Source organism: Pseudomonas sp. AC172 (assembly GCF_979258595.1).
In genome coordinates, this window is the sequence record NZ_OZ409868.1 from 1735616 (window position 1) to 1750175 (window position 14560).

The 14560-nt window shown below is 56.2% G+C and carries 15 protein-coding genes, 3 tRNA genes and 1 pseudogene; 9 read left to right on the plus strand and 10 right to left on the minus strand.

Features of this window, described 5'->3' with window-relative positions:
* The first annotated feature begins 133 nt into the window (after positions 1–133).
* The 7 genes from ACZ0A4_RS07795 (at position 134) to ACZ0A4_RS07825 (ending at position 4780) form a co-directional block, all read left to right on the plus strand.
* Positions 134–895 carry a carbon-nitrogen hydrolase family protein gene (locus ACZ0A4_RS07795; RefSeq protein ID WP_463573934.1) on the plus strand — a complete coding sequence of 254 codons (762 nt, stop codon included), beginning with the start codon at positions 134–136 and terminating at the stop codon, positions 893–895.
* Positions 892–1335, plus strand: coding sequence for a GNAT family N-acetyltransferase (locus tag ACZ0A4_RS07800; protein ID WP_463573935.1), 444 nt, complete (start codon positions 892–894; stop codon positions 1333–1335). The genes ACZ0A4_RS07795 and ACZ0A4_RS07800 overlap by 4 nt, the downstream gene beginning before the upstream one ends.
* A gap of 127 nt (positions 1336–1462) precedes the next feature.
* The gene (gene gacA, locus ACZ0A4_RS07805; protein ID WP_016984198.1) at positions 1463–2104 is read left to right on the plus strand and encodes a response regulator transcription factor GacA; all 642 of its coding nucleotides are present in this window, start codon (positions 1463–1465) and stop codon (positions 2102–2104) included.
* Positions 2105–2106: 2 nt separating this feature from the next.
* Positions 2107–3930 carry an excinuclease ABC subunit UvrC gene (uvrC, locus tag ACZ0A4_RS07810; RefSeq protein WP_463573936.1) on the plus strand — a complete coding sequence of 608 codons (1824 nt, stop codon included), beginning with the start codon at positions 2107–2109 and terminating at the stop codon, positions 3928–3930.
* A 32-nt stretch (positions 3931–3962) separates the two neighbouring features.
* Positions 3963–4523: a CDP-diacylglycerol--glycerol-3-phosphate 3-phosphatidyltransferase gene (gene pgsA, locus ACZ0A4_RS07815; RefSeq protein ID WP_007950102.1), complete on the plus strand. Its 561-nt coding sequence runs from the start codon at positions 3963–3965 to the stop codon at positions 4521–4523.
* A gap of 60 nt (positions 4524–4583) precedes the next feature.
* Positions 4584–4659: transfer RNA gene (locus ACZ0A4_RS07820), tRNA-Gly, on the plus strand.
* A gap of 47 nt (positions 4660–4706) precedes the next feature.
* Positions 4707–4780: transfer RNA gene (locus ACZ0A4_RS07825), tRNA-Cys, on the plus strand.
* 152 nt (positions 4781–4932) lie between these two features.
* Here the strand turns inward: ACZ0A4_RS07825 and ACZ0A4_RS07830 are convergent.
* The gene (locus ACZ0A4_RS07830) at positions 4933–5268 is read right to left on the minus strand and encodes a hypothetical protein (RefSeq protein WP_463573937.1); all 336 of its coding nucleotides are present in this window, start codon (positions 5266–5268) and stop codon (positions 4933–4935) included.
* A 415-nt stretch (positions 5269–5683) separates the two neighbouring features.
* Positions 5684–6157 (minus strand): hypothetical protein, encoded by a 474-nt coding sequence (locus ACZ0A4_RS07835; RefSeq protein WP_463573938.1) that lies wholly within the window; start codon positions 6155–6157, stop codon positions 5684–5686.
* Positions 6158–7018: 861 nt separating this feature from the next.
* Here ACZ0A4_RS07835 and ACZ0A4_RS07840 point away from each other — a divergent pair.
* Both ACZ0A4_RS07840 and ACZ0A4_RS07845 read left to right on the plus strand, forming a co-directional pair.
* A tRNA-Leu gene (locus tag ACZ0A4_RS07840) sits at positions 7019–7105 on the plus strand.
* Between the two features lie 299 nt (positions 7106–7404).
* Entirely contained in the window at positions 7405–7770 is a 366-nt protein-coding gene (locus ACZ0A4_RS07845; RefSeq protein WP_463573940.1) for a hypothetical protein, read from the plus strand.
* A gap of 143 nt (positions 7771–7913) precedes the next feature.
* On the opposite strand, the gene ACZ0A4_RS07850 is transcribed toward ACZ0A4_RS07845, so the two are convergent.
* From ACZ0A4_RS07850 to modA, 8 genes and pseudogenes are all read right to left on the minus strand, one after another.
* The gene (locus ACZ0A4_RS07850) at positions 7914–8198 is read right to left on the minus strand and encodes a hypothetical protein (protein WP_463573941.1); all 285 of its coding nucleotides are present in this window, start codon (positions 8196–8198) and stop codon (positions 7914–7916) included.
* A gap of 215 nt (positions 8199–8413) precedes the next feature.
* Positions 8414–8644, minus strand: coding sequence for a hypothetical protein (locus tag ACZ0A4_RS07855; RefSeq protein ID WP_007912278.1), 231 nt, complete (start codon positions 8642–8644; stop codon positions 8414–8416).
* Between the two features lie 118 nt (positions 8645–8762).
* Positions 8763–8993 (minus strand): hypothetical protein, encoded by a 231-nt coding sequence (locus ACZ0A4_RS07860; RefSeq protein WP_463573943.1) that lies wholly within the window; start codon positions 8991–8993, stop codon positions 8763–8765.
* 71 nt (positions 8994–9064) lie between these two features.
* Positions 9065–10702: pseudogene (locus ACZ0A4_RS07865) on the minus strand (ATP-binding cassette domain-containing protein).
* A gap of 144 nt (positions 10703–10846) precedes the next feature.
* Positions 10847–11884: a DNA topoisomerase IB gene (locus ACZ0A4_RS07870; protein WP_463573945.1), complete on the minus strand. Its 1038-nt coding sequence runs from the start codon at positions 11882–11884 to the stop codon at positions 10847–10849.
* A 72-nt stretch (positions 11885–11956) separates the two neighbouring features.
* Complete coding sequence (gene modC, locus ACZ0A4_RS07875; protein WP_463573947.1) at positions 11957–13036, minus strand: molybdenum ABC transporter ATP-binding protein; 1080 nt, start codon at positions 13034–13036, stop codon at positions 11957–11959.
* Positions 13037–13039: 3 nt separating this feature from the next.
* Entirely contained in the window at positions 13040–13720 is a 681-nt protein-coding gene (modB, locus tag ACZ0A4_RS07880; protein ID WP_463573948.1) for a molybdate ABC transporter permease subunit, read from the minus strand.
* Complete coding sequence (gene modA / locus ACZ0A4_RS07885) at positions 13721–14488, minus strand: molybdate ABC transporter substrate-binding protein (RefSeq protein ID WP_463573949.1); 768 nt, start codon at positions 14486–14488, stop codon at positions 13721–13723.
* Positions 14489–14560: the final 72 nt, after the last annotated feature.

Genomic DNA, 14560 nt, shown 5'->3' on the forward strand with positions numbered 1-14560 from the left:
GGGTCGAGCTTACTAGAGGCCGATACGCCTCAGCAATCAGAAATTGCTATCGCGTCATCAACAAAAGGCCTATTGCCAGAGTCACGCAAGAGTGGTGACACTCTGCGTTTTGCCTGATTACCAAGGATGAACCGTGTCGACATTGACCATTGCTGCTGCCCAGACGATTTCCATTGCCGGGGATCTTTCTGGAAATATTACCCGGCACAGTCACTTCATCGAGATGGCGGCGGAGCAGGGCGTCCAATTGCTGGTTTTTCCCGAATTGTCGTTGACTGGCTATGAGGGAGAGGTGGCGGCAGCTTTGGCAGTTGCCCCGCAAGATGGCGTGCTGCAACCTCTCAGGGATTTGGCCCGAGAGCTGGGTGTGACTGCCGTTGTCGGCATACCGATCAGGCTCGAGGACAGTAACTCGGTGCGTATTGGTGCTCTGGTCCTGGGCGCTGATGGTTCGCTCGGTGTGTACAGCAAGCAGCATTTGCACGCTGGTGAGGAGCTTGTTTTCGCACCCGGTTTTGGCGGGCCGTGCCTGAACATCGGCGAGGAAGTGGTCGCGCTGGCGGTGTGCGCCGATTTCACCCATGCCAGTCATGCTGCTGCTGCAGCAGAAATGGGCGCTGGCTTATACGCCGCCGGTGTATTGATCAGCGAGAAAGGTTATGCAGCTGACACCGCCATACTTCAGGGCTATGCCCGGCAACACTCGATGGCTGTGCTGATGGCCAATCACGGAGGGCTGACTGGCGGTTGGCAGTCCGCGGGACGCAGTGGTATCTGGGCTGAAGACGGTTCATTAATCGTCGCAGCACCGGGGGCGGGCGACCTTTTGGTCGTCGCCCAGCGTAGTGACGGTGTTTGGCAGGGGCGAGTTGTTCCTGTTGTGCAGGCTCAATGATATTCCGGTTACGGCTTGCTGTTCTGGACGATCTGTCGTTTGCCCGCGATCTCACCTGTCAGAACATGCTGCGCTATTTCATTCATCATGAACTGTTGTGGCAGGACGAGGCGTTTGACGTGGCGTGGTCGGGGCGGCAGAACTGGCTGATAGTGCACGGTAATGCGCCAGTGGGCTTTCTCAGCCTCAGCCGGGATATACGCGCGTTGTACATTCGTGAACTGCAAATTGCTGAAGCGTTTCAGGGGCGGGGCGCGGGTTCCTGGGCGATTGATCAGGTTATCGACTTGGCCCGCAGAGAAAGACGCCCCGCTTTACGCCTGACCGTATTCGACAATAATCCGGCGAGAAACTTGTATGAAAGAAAAGGACTACAGGTGCAGGGTCGGGACGAGTGTTTTCTGCGAATGCAGCTTGATATAAGTACACATGTGCTCTGAAACCCACGGCCGGCAAGCCCTCTATGATGAATTGAAACTTTTTAAATGACGCTTTCTGCTAGGTCTGTGGGGTACTTTTTGCTAAGGTGTCCGGCATCCCAATATGACCATATCGCGAGGTGTCTGCTTGATTAGGGTGCTAGTGGTCGATGACCATGATCTCGTTCGCACAGGCATTACACGTATGCTGGCCGATATCGATGGCTTGCAGGTGGTTGGCCAGGCCGAGTCCGGGGAAGAGTCCCTGATCAAGGCCCGAGAGTTGAAGCCCGATGTGGTGCTGATGGACGTCAAGATGCCTGGCATCGGCGGCCTGGAAGCCACGCGCAAACTGTTGCGCAGTCATCCGGATATCAAGGTGGTCGCAGTGACGGTGTGTGAAGAGGATCCGTTCCCGACACGCTTGCTGCAGGCTGGTGCTGCGGGTTATCTGACCAAAGGTGCGGGTCTGCCGGAAATGGTTCAAGCCATTCGCCTGGTGTTTGCCGGCCAGCGCTATATCAGTCCGCAGATTGCCCAGCAATTGGCGATCAAATCCTTTCAGCCGTCCAATGATTCGCCCTTCGACGCCTTGTCCGAGCGGGAAATTCAGATCGCGTTGATGATTGTCGGCTGTCAGAAGGTACAGATCATTTCCGACAAACTTTGCCTGTCGCCGAAAACCGTGAACACCTACCGCTACCGTATTTTCGAGAAGCTTTCGATCAGCAGCGACGTCGAGTTGACACTGTTGGCGGTTCGTCACGGCATGGTTGATGCCAGCCTCTGACCATGACTGAAACATTCGATTCCGGCGCGTTTCTGTCAACAGTCAGCGGGCGCCCGGGCGTCTACCGCATGTTCGACAGCGATGCGCGTCTGTTGTACGTGGGCAAGGCCAAGAACCTGAAAAAACGCTTGGCCAGCTACTTCCGCAAAACCGGTCTGGCGCCCAAGACTGCAGCGTTGGTCGGGCGCATTGCGCAGGTCGAAACGACCATCACCGCCAACGAAACCGAAGCGCTGCTGCTTGAGCAAACGCTGATCAAAGAATGGCGCCCGCCGTACAACATTCTGTTGCGCGACGACAAATCCTATCCCTATGTGTTTCTGTCCGACGGCCAGTTCCCGCGCCTGAGCATTCATCGCGGGGCGAAAAAAGCCAAAGGCAAATACTTTGGCCCTTATCCGAGCGCCGGCGCCATACGCGAAAGCCTGAGTCTGCTGCAAAAGACCTTTTTCGTTCGCCAGTGTGAAGACAGTTACTACAAGAACCGTACCCGTCCATGTCTGCAATATCAGATCAAGCGTTGTAAAGCGCCTTGTGTCGGGCTGGTCGAGCCCGAGATTTATGCCGAAGACGTGCGTCACTCGGTCATGTTTCTTGAGGGGCGTAGTCACGCACTGACCAACGAACTGTCGACGGCGATGGAGGAGGCCGCGATCAACCTGGAATTCGAGCGAGCTGCCGAGTTGCGCGATCAGATCGCACTGCTGCGTCGGGTCCAAGATCAACAGAGTATGGAAGGCGGCACAGGGGATATCGATGTCATCGCGGCATTCGTCAACCCGGGCGGAGCCTGCGTGCATTTGATCAGCGTGCGCGGCGGACGGGTGTTGGGCAGCAAGAATTTCTTCCCGCAAGTCGGAATTGAAGAGGACGTGTCGGAAGTCATTGCCGCGTTTCTTGGCCAGTATTTCATCAGCAGCCCTGAGCGCGATTTGCCGAGCGAACTGATCGTCAACGTGGTGCATGAAGATTTTCCGACGCTGATCGAAGCGATCCATGAGCTGCGTGGCCGTGAATTAACCATCAGCCATCGGGTGCGTGGTACGCGTGCACGCTGGCAGCAACTGGCAGTGACCAACGCAGAACAGGCGTTAGGCGCGCGTCTGGCCAACCGTCAACACACCGCAGCGCGGTTTGAGGCTTTGGCTGAAGTGTTGAACCTGGATGAGCCGCCGCAGCGTCTGGAATGCTACGACATCAGTCATTCCAGTGGTGAAGCGACGGTTGCGTCGTGTGTGGTGTTTGGCCCGGAAGGCGCGATCAAGTCCGATTACCGGCGTTATAACATCGAGGGTGTCACGGCGGGTGACGACTATGCCGCCATGCATCAGGCCCTCACACGACGCTTCAGCAAACTCAAGGAAGGCGAGGGCAAGTTACCGGACATCTTGCTGGTGGACGGTGGCAAGGGGCAGCTGTCGATGGCTCGAGAAGTTCTCAACGAGTTGGCTGTACCGGATCTGATTCTGCTCGGTGTCGCCAAAGGCGCCACTCGCAAGGCGGGCTTCGAAACGTTGTATCTAAATGATGCGGCGCACGAGTTCACATTGCGTGGCGACTCGCCTGCGCTGCACTTGATTCAACAGATCCGCGATGAGGCTCACCGCTTCGCGATTACAGGACACCGCGCACGGAGAGGCAAAACCCGGCGTACGTCAACGCTGGAAGGCGTAGCGGGCGTTGGGCCAACCCGACGTCGCGACTTGTTGAAACATTTTGGTGGATTGCAGGAGCTCTCTCGTGCAAGCATCGAAGAGATCGCCAAAGCCCCGGGGATCAGTAAAAAGCTCGCAGAGTCGATTTATGCGAACCTGCATAGCGAGTAGAATGCCCCTTCACCTCGTAGCCAGTTGTGCCGATGAATATCCCTAATCTGATTACCGTTCTACGCGTCCTGCTTATCCCGATCTTCATTTTGCTGTTCTACCTCCCTTACCAGTGGAGTTACATGGCCTCCGCCTCGGTGTTTGCCTTTGCGGCAGCAACGGACTGGCTGGACGGTTATCTGGCCCGTCGTCTGGAGCAAAGCACTCCGTTCGGTGCGTTTCTCGATCCGGTCGCCGACAAGCTCATGGTTGCGGTGGCACTGGTGCTGCTGGTCCAGGAGCACGGCAATCTCTGGCTCACCCTGCCGGCTGCTGTCATCATCGGTCGCGAGATTGTGGTATCGGCCTTGCGCGAATGGATGGCCGAACTCGGCGCCCGTGCCCACGTAGCCGTTTCGAATCTCGGTAAATGGAAAACCGCCGCGCAGATGCTCGCGTTGGTGATCCTGCTGGCCAATCCAAAGGACTTCAGTTTCTGGGTTATCCTGGGTTACGCCTTGCTGATGGTCTCTGCGGGCCTGACATTGTGGTCGATGGTTCAATACCTCCGCGCTGCCTGGCCGCACCTGAAGACCGATGTTGAAAAGAAATAAAACTTTTTTGAATCAAGGGGTTGACGGAGCTTCTTAATTCTATAGAATGCGCATCACCAAGCGGGAATAGCTCAGTTGGTAGAGCACGACCTTGCCAAGGTCGGGGTCGCGAGTTCGAGTCTCGTTTCCCGCTCCAAGTTTAAAACGCATTTGTTGTTGTGCTACTGATAACAAATGTTTTGAGGCCGAGTAGCAAAATGGTTATGCAGTGGATTGCAAATCCACCTACGCCGGTTCGATTCCGACCTCGGCCTCCACTATTAAAAACCCCGTAGATCAATGATCTACGGGGTTTTTTATTGTCTGCGAAAAACTGGGGTGTTCCGCAACTTTTGGCAGGTGTTCCGCAACTGTCATGCTTTTATGATTGTCGATCAGGGGAAGCGCCTCAGTGATTCCCTTTGTACGATCAGTCGGAGATGGTGAAGTTGACCTTCAATTTTCGATATAGTTTTTCTGCTACATCGAAAGTGCCGGGAAGAAGCGTTGTACCCATATCATCGGATCTGATCGGGCATGGGTACCGTCCTGCCCATGTTGCGGCTTCACTTAGGTGCTGAAGAATATAGCGTTTCTTTTCGCTCAGACCTAGGTTAATCAAACCTGCAAGTTTGACCAGGTCGTGAGTCTTTACTTCTTTCGGAAACCTGGCATCTGGCTGCCAACTGGATAAATGCGCTGCTCCGTGCTTGTTGAGGAACCAATGAGCTTTAAAAAGATTTTCGAGTGATAACCCATAAAGCATTGAGCACACATTCTCTAGCGCATTTTTTTCAGTGCGATTGATGATTTTTTTAGACTGTTTTCTAGTTATTCGCGCGGTAGCGATTAGAGCCCTGCTGTGCTCAAACCATTCGACCGGATTACTTACGAGTTGAGCGTATCTGGCCTCATTCCAATCCCGTATGTCCTCCTCTGAATATTCGGGTAGGGAATATCAAATCCTTCAGGCGGAGATTCGTGTGCTGTGGAGGTCATGCCGAGTCCTTTGTTATGCTTTGTAAGGCAATTATCTTCGGGTGGTTGGCAATTATATCCTGGCTACCTATTCCGGCCAGGTAGCCAGTTCCTTGCCTGTATCACCCAAATTCACAGCCTGCCACTGGATCGGTGGGGTTCAAAAAGTCCCAAGGACCCACTAGCCTCATTGTTGTGGGTTGTTACTCCACATGAGTCAGAAAATAAGCAAGCGATAAGATCGTTGTAGTCGCTGATAAGAGTAAGTAGTTCACAAAGGAGGCTTTTAGTTTTTTTAGATCTTCTTTGGTTGCCATTTGCAATAAAACTGACAGTGCTCGTCCATTCGCTTCGGTGACTTTCAAATCTATTTTTTGGGTATGCGACTGCAACTTTTCGAAAGCTTGCTGGGAGATATTCTGATTCTCGCCATATACAGCGCTGTGCAACGACGATTCGGACAACTCATTCTGATGTGCGAGTGGGATCATGTCCTCTAAAAGTGCTTTACGCGCTCGTTCCCTTAATGACTCATGAATCGTGTGATCTCTCGAAACGTCGGAGGCAAATGCAATTAATGATTTATTGTTTATGATGCTTCCCGACATGATGTCTGCGTGTCCGATAACCGGTGTGCATGCGGGCTGGTCGTCAAGCCTTGCGGTTTCCTGATTCATCTGGTGTTTCTCCCTGGTGTGTTCCCTTCACTGAACATCGTATTCAGATTAACTTTACTGCTGCCACTCTGATGCTGAAGGGGCGACATGATAGCTCTTGGTAAACTATTCGCAACAATTGCGCCCATTCCATGGCTCGCGCCAAGTCGTCCGCATTTTGCCTGCCCGACCCGAACTATCAGTTTCTGAGTGGTATGGAGCAGATGCCGTCCCGCTAGTTGGCGCAGGCCCGTGTCGCGGCTAACCGAGTGGCCGACGCAAAGTGCCTGATACAACCCGAGGCACAACTGACGACTACGCCACCCGCATCAAGGCACAACATTGGTCGGTGAAGGTGAAGCTGGCAATTGGCAGAGCAGCTTGCAGGTTCCAGAGGTGCCGATGAGTGCCCGCTGTCGGTGTCTTCTGTATCAAGGAGGGGGCGCTGGAACGAAATACAGTCGTTGAGTCAAGCTTTGTGGCCGAGGGGGGGCATGCGAAGAGATGCAAGGGTAGGGAGTCTATGCTGTTACGCATCTAAAAGCGGAAGGCGCTCAACGCGCGGCACACAGGCTATTAAAAATCAGTAGCTTGCAGAGCGAACATAGTGCTAACCTATTGATATACGAAGCTTTATAGAGGGATTTTTGATCCGCCTGCACCGGTTCGATTACGATCTCTGCCTTCACTATGAACAAGCACCGTAGATCTATGATTTACCAAGTGTTTTGTTTGCGCTGAGCTGCAAGATTCAGTCTTGAAATACGGCCCTTGCGAACTTGCTTCACTGGGAAGTGATGTATATATTTCCCACACTGCTGCTCAAGGCGGATCCTGTCAGGATCGCGACTGAAAAGCAGAATACAGCAGCACCGCGCTACCGCCCGAATGGCGAAACTGGTAGACGCATGGGACTTAAAATCCCCCGCTCGTAAGGGCGTGCCGGTTCGATTCCGGCTTCGGGCACCATCTAAAATCAAGGGTTTGCGGGCGAAAGCTGATGCAAGCCCTTGTTTGTTTCCGGGCTACAATTTTCTCGCAGATCCTGGCCTGTTTCGTCAATCCCGCATTTGAAGCTCAGGCTTCGCCACCTCCCCCCAGGCTTCCGATGCCAATCAAGCTTGCTTTGCAGCTACCATCACCCGATGACCCGAGTGGGTAATGCGTAGACTAAGGACAGCCGCACATCGGCCGATAGTATGTTCAGTAGCGGAGACAGTTTTTTCTGGGGCGCAAGCAAAAAAATGATGGAGCAGGAAAGTCGCACTTTGAGCGTTCTCAAGCGTTTTCGTTACTTGATATTGGGTGTGATGGTCATTGCGTGTCTGGTCAATGCTTTTTGGCGTTTTACAGGGCAGTGGTACCTGTTCTGGACGTCCGTAGCGGTACAAGCTTGGTTCATGCAAGCTGTGTTTGCTTACCTTCGTGGCGGCTGGGTAGCCATTGGACCTGGCGGTCTATCCAGCGATGCTAGCCCGCTTGGCAGGGCTGTACTGGCTGTTGTGGCGTTCGGGTTTTACTTGCTGATGTTCAGCTACGGCCATCAACCCAACGACTCTATCTATGAAAGGCGTGCCTCGGACTGGACAATGCCGACTCGCGAGGAGATTGGTCGATCATCTGAACGGAAATGACTTTGAATACTCGCTTCGTATCGAGCGCGAAACCTTCTATGGTTCCGTTCTTTTTGGGAGAAGGGGGTAGCTTCAAGCACCCTGATATCAAAGGCCTGCATGATTTTTCTCATGCAGGCTTTTTTTGCCTTTCTTACACGAGCTTAAACAAATGCCTGCCCAATAAAGCCACGAGGCAAGCGCTGAAGACCGGCCATTGCTGTCAGCCGTTCGATCCATTCTGCGCGCCAGTCTGTTGCGTTTTGTGTGGTTTTGCCCTGACGGGACATTCTTCGGGCTGCGTTACGCTGATCCTTTCGTGCCTGTTTGTAGGCATCGGTGTTGCGGCAACTGCGGCACTTCACACGATTGAGTTCGCGGCTTGCCGATAGTTGTTCGCCTTTGTGCCCACAGGCCAGATGCCCGTCGACGTTGAAATGGATAACCATAACGGTCTCCTTTGCGACATGTATGAGTTTTGACAACTTACGGACTGCACCGTTCGGCATCCGGCCCAGGCAAAAACACCCGCACGCGGGCGGGTGAGTGGCTGTTTTGCAACGAAGTGATTGCAGGGAGAATAAACATCACGGCCAGACGAGCACGCGGTGACCCGTGTGTCACCGCTTGAGAGGCATATTTCGATGTGGCCGGTTCAACGACGTTATCTGAACCGAGGCAGTGGCCGATCAAGGGGCTTGAGCGCCGACAGCGTATTGCGAATCAGCGGAGCATCCTTCTCGATGTCGTTCAGCCGGTCACGGATGCGCAGGGCGGTCGGGTGTCCGCCTTGGTGGTCGACCCAGTCGGCGATCTCTTTGCAGGCGGCCGCGAGGCGCGCTTGTCGAGCGTCGAGCAGGGTGAGGAGGGTGGTGATGGACTCTTTTTCGGACATGGAACACCTCCGTTCTATGAAACCTGAGCTGCAGCAAAAAGCCCGCGTGTTGCGAGCCTTCTGCCGTGGGGTGCTGCTCCTTCAGCTGGTTTCAGTATAGACCCGCTTCTGATTGGCATCAGCCGGACGATTCGCGGGCCGGTAGTGGGGAACTGACTGCGTTGAGACGCTTGCATTCGCGCTGCGCGTCTTCCTCTGTGTCGTAGCCATCGCCGATGAAACCGCCCGTGCGCGTGTCACAGATGCGATGCCAGCCAATGGCTTCTGCGGGATCATGCTGGCTGTCACCGGCGCGTCGGCCGTGAATGATGATCTTGTTGCAACGCTTCACGACGAAAATGTCTTCCATGGCGTCACCGCAGCTGATTCGTGTCACATCAACTATAGAAGCCCACGGCAATCGTGCAAAAAATACACCGTTCAGCTCGTCGGTTGCCAGCGCCAGCCCTCGGAGTGCCAGGTCAGACAATGGCTTGGGTTTAACGCGTGTAGAAACGCCTGATCGTGGGAAACCACGACAATTGCTCCAGGAAATGTCTCCAAGGCGTGTTCGAAAGCTTCCACCGAGGCCAGATCAAGATGATTGGTGGGCTCATCCAGCAGCAGTAGTTGCGCGGGTGTCTGGCGCCACAGTGCCAGTGCAAGTGCAGCCTTCAGGCGCTCGCCACCACTGAGTGAGGCGCAAGGCCGAGTGACACGCTGCGCATCCAGTTGCAGCTGAGCGAGGTAACTGCGCAACGTGCCTTCGCTCAGGGGCGTGCGCTGTGCCTGCAACTGATCGACAATGGAGGAGTGGTCATCCAGCAATTTCAGCTGTTGATCGAGAAAGGCAAATGGCACATGCGTGTTTCACTCGCCACTGACGGGCGACTCTTCGCCTGCGAGCAATTTCAACAACGTCGATTTGCCACAACCGTTGTGCCCGTTGACAGCAATACGCATCGGTCCTTGAAGGATGAGATCAAGTCGCGTGCTGGGCGCATCGACCGGCAACCATGGCAAGCACGCGTCGATCAGCGTGCACACCCGGCGGTTACTCGGAACCACACTGCCCGGTAGATTGATCAGCATGCCGTCGTCCGCCAGGACATTGGCGTACGCCTCACGAACGCGCTCATCCAGATCGGACTTGCGTGCCTGACGGCCGACCTTTACGTGCCCCATGATGTCCCGCGCGGCTGCTTTCAACGCGGCCCGCTCGAAGCCAGAGACGTTGGCAGTTTGCGCATTGCGCCGGCTGCCGGCCGCATGGCGCTGAATCGTGTCGTGCTCGCGTTGCCGTCGCGTGCATTCGCGCTGACGCTCTATACGGGCCTGATCGAGCTGCGCCTGCGCCGCTTGTTGATGTACCCGGCGATGCTCGGCGAATTCCGAAAACCGTCCGCTGAAAACGCTTGCCCCCAGAGGCGTAAGTTCGACGATTCGCTGCATGTGCTCCAGCAGTTGCCGGTCGTGGCTGACGATAATCAGGCCACCATGCCATCGTTCAAGCGAACTCATCAGCCACTGCCGACCGGCAGTGTCGAGGTGGTTGGTGGGTTCGTCGAGGAGGAGCAACTGCGCCTGACTCAGCAGTGCACCGATCAAGGCAATTCTGGCTTGTTGGCCACCGCTGAGATTTTCGGTCAGATCCGTCGCGGTGATATCGGTCAGTCCGGCCTCATCAAGCATCTGACGCAAGCGTTGCGCCAGATCCCAATGTTCGCCGATGAGATCGAAATCTTCTGGCGTGGCACCACCGAGTTTGAGTCGCTCCAGTGCGCTGAGCACCGTGGCCGCCCCTGTCGCCTCGGCTACGGATTGCCCAGATGGGGTGACGAAGGTTTGCGCGACATAGTGCGTGGAAGCTGAGCGTGCCACGCTGCCGGAAGTGGGCTGCAAATGCCCGGCGATCAAGCGTGCGAGGACACTTTTGCCAACACCATTGCGCCCGACGATAGCGGTCGGTTGACCATCGAAATTCAGGTTCAGGGCTTTGAACAGCGTTGCACCATTGGCAAACTGAAAACCCAGTTGATTCAGGGAAACGAGTGCGGCTGTACGCGAGACGTGAGTCATCGGCACCTCGAAAAAATGTCGTGAAAACTGACAAGCGCCTGAGGCGGCGCGTCGCGATTACATTTTTAGAAGGCTGAGTTGTTCACTTCTGCGGTCGTCCGAAAGAGGGGAAGGTGGCTAGCCTAAATGGCGCGGCGCAGCGGATCAAGGCACGTCGGTCATTTCGCTCATTCGCTCAAGAAACATCGCCAACGCCACTTCCTCGGCACGCAAGCCCTTGCGCACGCGCGGACGGGGCAGTTCAGCGAGGGCGCCGAGCATGAACTTTTCTACCACGGCGGGGTGGATGTAGCATTTTCGGCAGACCGCCGGGGTGTTGCCCAACTGCTTGGCGACGCCTTTGACCATCTCCACCACATGCCGTTTGGCTTCCGTCTCGGACTCCCATTGCAACTCGCGCAACACCGCCAAGGCCAACGCGCTGCCCGCCCAGGTGCGATAATCCTTGGCGGTGAAATCGGCGCCGGTCAGGGTTTGCAGGTAGGTGTTCACGTCGGAAGAGCTGACGGTGTGGCGTTCGCCGTTTTCATCCAGGTACTGAAACAGGTTTTGTCCGGGAATCTCCAGACAGCGCTTGATGATGCGCGCCAGGCGTCGATCCTTGACGGTGATCTGGTGTTCGATGCCGCTCTTGCCGCGAAACTGGAACAGGATCGCGCTGCCGTTGACCTCGACATGTCGGCTACGCAGGGTGGTCAGGCCGTAGGAACGGTTGTCACGGGCGTATTGCGTGTTGCCAACGCGGATCAGCGTGGCATCGAGCAGGGTGATTACCGTGGCCATGACTTTGTCGCGACTGAAGCCGGGCGCCGCCAGTAGCGCTTCCAGTTGCTTGCGCAATTTCGGCAACGCCAGACCGAACTCGCGCAGCCGCGAATATTTGTCGGCATCGCGCACTTCGCGCCAGCGAGCGTGATAACGATATTGCTTGCGGCCACGGGCATCACGGCCGGTGGCTTGCAGATGACCGCGCGGGTCGGGGCAGATCCACACATCGGTATAGGCTGGCGGTACGGCGAGGGCATTGATGCGTTTGATTTCGTCCGGATCGCTGATGCGCTGGCCGGACGGTTCGAAGTAGCTGAACTTGCCACGCAGTTTTTTGCGGGTGATACCGGGCTGGGTGTCGTCGACGTAATGCAGATCGGCTGGCAGTTCGGCAATCAGCTCGGTGTCGGGCATGGCGGTTTCCTTCGGTGGCGCGGCGGTCTGTAAAACCATTGACCGCACGCCGTTGCCGTCGTGCCGAATGATTCAGGCGAGGACTGCGACCGCTTTGATCTGCGCCCACAATCGCTGGCCCGGGTGCACGCCCAATTGATCTCTGGAATAGCGGGTGATGCGCGCGAGCAGCGGGGTGCCGCCGGCATCCAGACGAATCAGTACGTGGGCGGCGTTGTCGGCCGATTGCTCACTGACCACCGTGACCGGCAGTCGATTGAGAATGCTGCTGAACTCGCTGTCCTGCAGGGTGAGGCTGATATCGCGTGCATGTACCTTGCAGCGCAGGGCCTGACCCAATGCCATCGGCGCGTGGGTGACACGGATGTTCATCTCGGTTGCCGGTAACTGCAGGCTGAGTAATTGATACTCCGCATCGTAAGCGCTGACCTGGCCTTCAATGATCACACCGGCGTCATCGCCCATCGCCATCGGCAGATCCAGACGCGCGAGGGTTTCGCCGATCGGGCCGCTGGCCAGGGCTTTGCCGTCGCTGAGCAATACCAGATGGTCGGCCAGCCGTGCGACTTCATCCTGCGCATGGCTGACATACAGCACCGGAATGTCCAGTTCGTCATGCAGGCGTTGCAGGTAAGGCAGGATTTCACTTTTGCGCTGACTGTCGAGCGCCGCCAGTGGCTCATCCATCAGCAACAGTTTCGGGCTGGTCAGTAACGCTCGGGCGATGCCGACACGCTGGCGTTCGCCTCCCGACAAGTGCTGCGGATGACGTTCGAGCAAATGCCCGATGCCCAAGAGTTCAGTGGCCTGCGCCATGTCGACCCTACGCCGGGATCTGGCGATACGCTTGAGGCCGAACTGCAGATTGGCCAGTACCGACAAGTGGGGGAACAGGCTGGCTTCCTGAAACACATAGCCGAGCGCACGTTTGTGCGGCGGGACGAAAATGCCGTTGTCGCTGTCCTGCCAGACTTCGTCGTTGATCCGGATAAAGCCCTGTTCGGCGCGCTCAAGTCCGGCGATGCAACGCAGGCAGGTGGTTTTACCTGAGCCGGAATGCCCATAAAGCGCCGTCACCCCGCGGCCCGGCAAGTTCAGGTCGACATCGAGGCTGAACCCCGAATAGGCAATGTTCAAACGTACATCGATCATCAATCAGCTCCAGCCTGCGCGAGTCTTGCGGCTGGAGTACAACGCCAGCAACACCAGAAACGAGAACACCAGCATCGCTCCGGCCAGCCAATGCGCCTGTGCGTATTCCATCGCTTCGACGTGGTCATAAATTTGTACGGAAACCACGCGGGTCTTGTCGGGAATGTTGCCGCCGATCATCAGCACCACGCCGAATTCACCGACGGTATGCGCGAAACCGAGGATCGCCGCCGTGACAAAACCGGGGCGAGCCAGTGGCACAATCACGCTGAAAAAAGTGTCCCAGGGATTGGCGCGCAGGGTAGCGGCGACTTCCAGTGGGCGGGTGCCGATCGCCGAGAACGCGTTTTGCAACGGTTGCACCACGAACGGCATGGAATAGATCACCGAGCCGATCACCAGCCCGGTAAAGCTGAAAGTCAGGGTGCCCAACCCCAGCCATTGGGTGAATTGGCCGAGAAACCCGTGCGGGCCCATCATCAGTAACAGGTAGAAACCGATCACGGTAGGGGGCAGCACAAGGGGCAGGGCGACAATTGCCCCGATCGGACCGCGCAACCACGAACGGGTGCGCGACAGCCAAAGGGCAATCGGAGTGCCGACAACCAGCAGGATCGCGGTGGTCAGGGACGCCAGTTTCAGGGTCAGCCAGATCGCCGCGAAATCGGCACTCGTCAGCGACATTTAAAGCTGATAACCGTAGGACTTGATCACCGCAGCGGCTTTCGGGCCTTTGAGGTATTCAACCAGGGCCTTGGCGGCGGCGTTGTCTTTGCCTTTGTTGAGAATCACGGCGTCTTGTTTGATCGGGTCGTGCATGCTGGCAGGGACGATCCATGCCGAACCGCTGCTGACTTTGCCGTCCTTGTAGATCTGCGACAGGGCGACAAAACCCAGCTCGGCGTTGCCGGTCGAAACGAATTGGTAGGCCTGAGTGATGTTCTGACCTTCAACGATCTTGGCTTTGGTGGCTTCGGTCAGTTTGAGCTTTTCCAGCACTTGCGTAGCGGCCAGGCCGTAGGGAGCCGCTTTCGGATTGGCGATGGACAGGTGCTGGTATTCGTTCTTTTTGAGCACCTCGCCTTGTGCATCGACATAGCCTTCTTTCGCCGACCACAGCGCCAGCGTGCCGATGGCGTAGGTGAAGCGCGAACCTTTGACAGTGTCGCCTTCTTTTTCGAGTTTTTCCGGGGTGGTGTCGTCAGCGGAGAGGAACACTTCAAACGGCGCGCCGTTCTTGATCTGAGTGTAGAACTGGCCAGTGGCGCCATAGGCTGCGACCAGTTTGTGGCCGGTGTCTTTCTCAAAGTCGGCGGCGATGGCCTGGATCGGAGCGGTAAAGTTGGCTGCCACCGCTACCTGCACTTCATCAGCCTGAGCAGCGCCGATGGCGAAGACGGCGAGCAAAGAGGCCAGGCAGGTAGGGGCAAAACGTGAGGCACGAATGGTCATGTAACAGCTCCGTTATTGGCTAGTGCAGAGGGCAGTTATTGTTGGAGGTGGACTGCGCCGATGCGAGGGTGT

Bases quoted from the DNA above. Each gene is read 5' to 3' on its own strand.
- ACZ0A4_RS07800 (WP_463573935.1), top strand. From the start codon at position 892: ATGATATTCCGGTTACGGCTTGCTGTTCTGGACGATCTGTCGTTTGCC.
- uvrC (WP_463573936.1), top strand. From the start codon at position 2,107: ATGACTGAAACATTCGATTCCGGCGCGTTTCTGTCAACAGTCAGCGGG.
- pgsA (WP_007950102.1), top strand. From the start codon at position 3,963: ATGAATATCCCTAATCTGATTACCGTTCTACGCGTCCTGCTTATCCCG.
- ACZ0A4_RS07830 (WP_463573937.1), bottom strand. From the start codon at position 5,268: ATGCTTTATGGGTTATCACTCGAAAATCTTTTTAAAGCTCATTGGTTC.
- ACZ0A4_RS07835 (WP_463573938.1), bottom strand. From the start codon at position 6,157: ATGAATCAGGAAACCGCAAGGCTTGACGACCAGCCCGCATGCACACCG.
- ACZ0A4_RS07850 (WP_463573941.1), bottom strand. From the start codon at position 8,198: ATGGTTATCCATTTCAACGTCGACGGGCATCTGGCCTGTGGGCACAAA.
- ACZ0A4_RS07855 (WP_007912278.1), bottom strand. From the start codon at position 8,644: ATGTCCGAAAAAGAGTCCATCACCACCCTCCTCACCCTGCTCGACGCT.
- ACZ0A4_RS07860 (WP_463573943.1), bottom strand. From the start codon at position 8,993: ATGGAAGACATTTTCGTCGTGAAGCGTTGCAACAAGATCATCATTCAC.
- ACZ0A4_RS07870 (WP_463573945.1), bottom strand. From the start codon at position 11,884: ATGCCCGACACCGAGCTGATTGCCGAACTGCCAGCCGATCTGCATTAC.
- modC (WP_463573947.1), bottom strand. From the start codon at position 13,036: ATGATCGATGTACGTTTGAACATTGCCTATTCGGGGTTCAGCCTCGAT.
- modB (WP_463573948.1), bottom strand. From the start codon at position 13,720: ATGTCGCTGACGAGTGCCGATTTCGCGGCGATCTGGCTGACCCTGAAA.
- modA (WP_463573949.1), bottom strand. From the start codon at position 14,488: ATGACCATTCGTGCCTCACGTTTTGCCCCTACCTGCCTGGCCTCTTTG.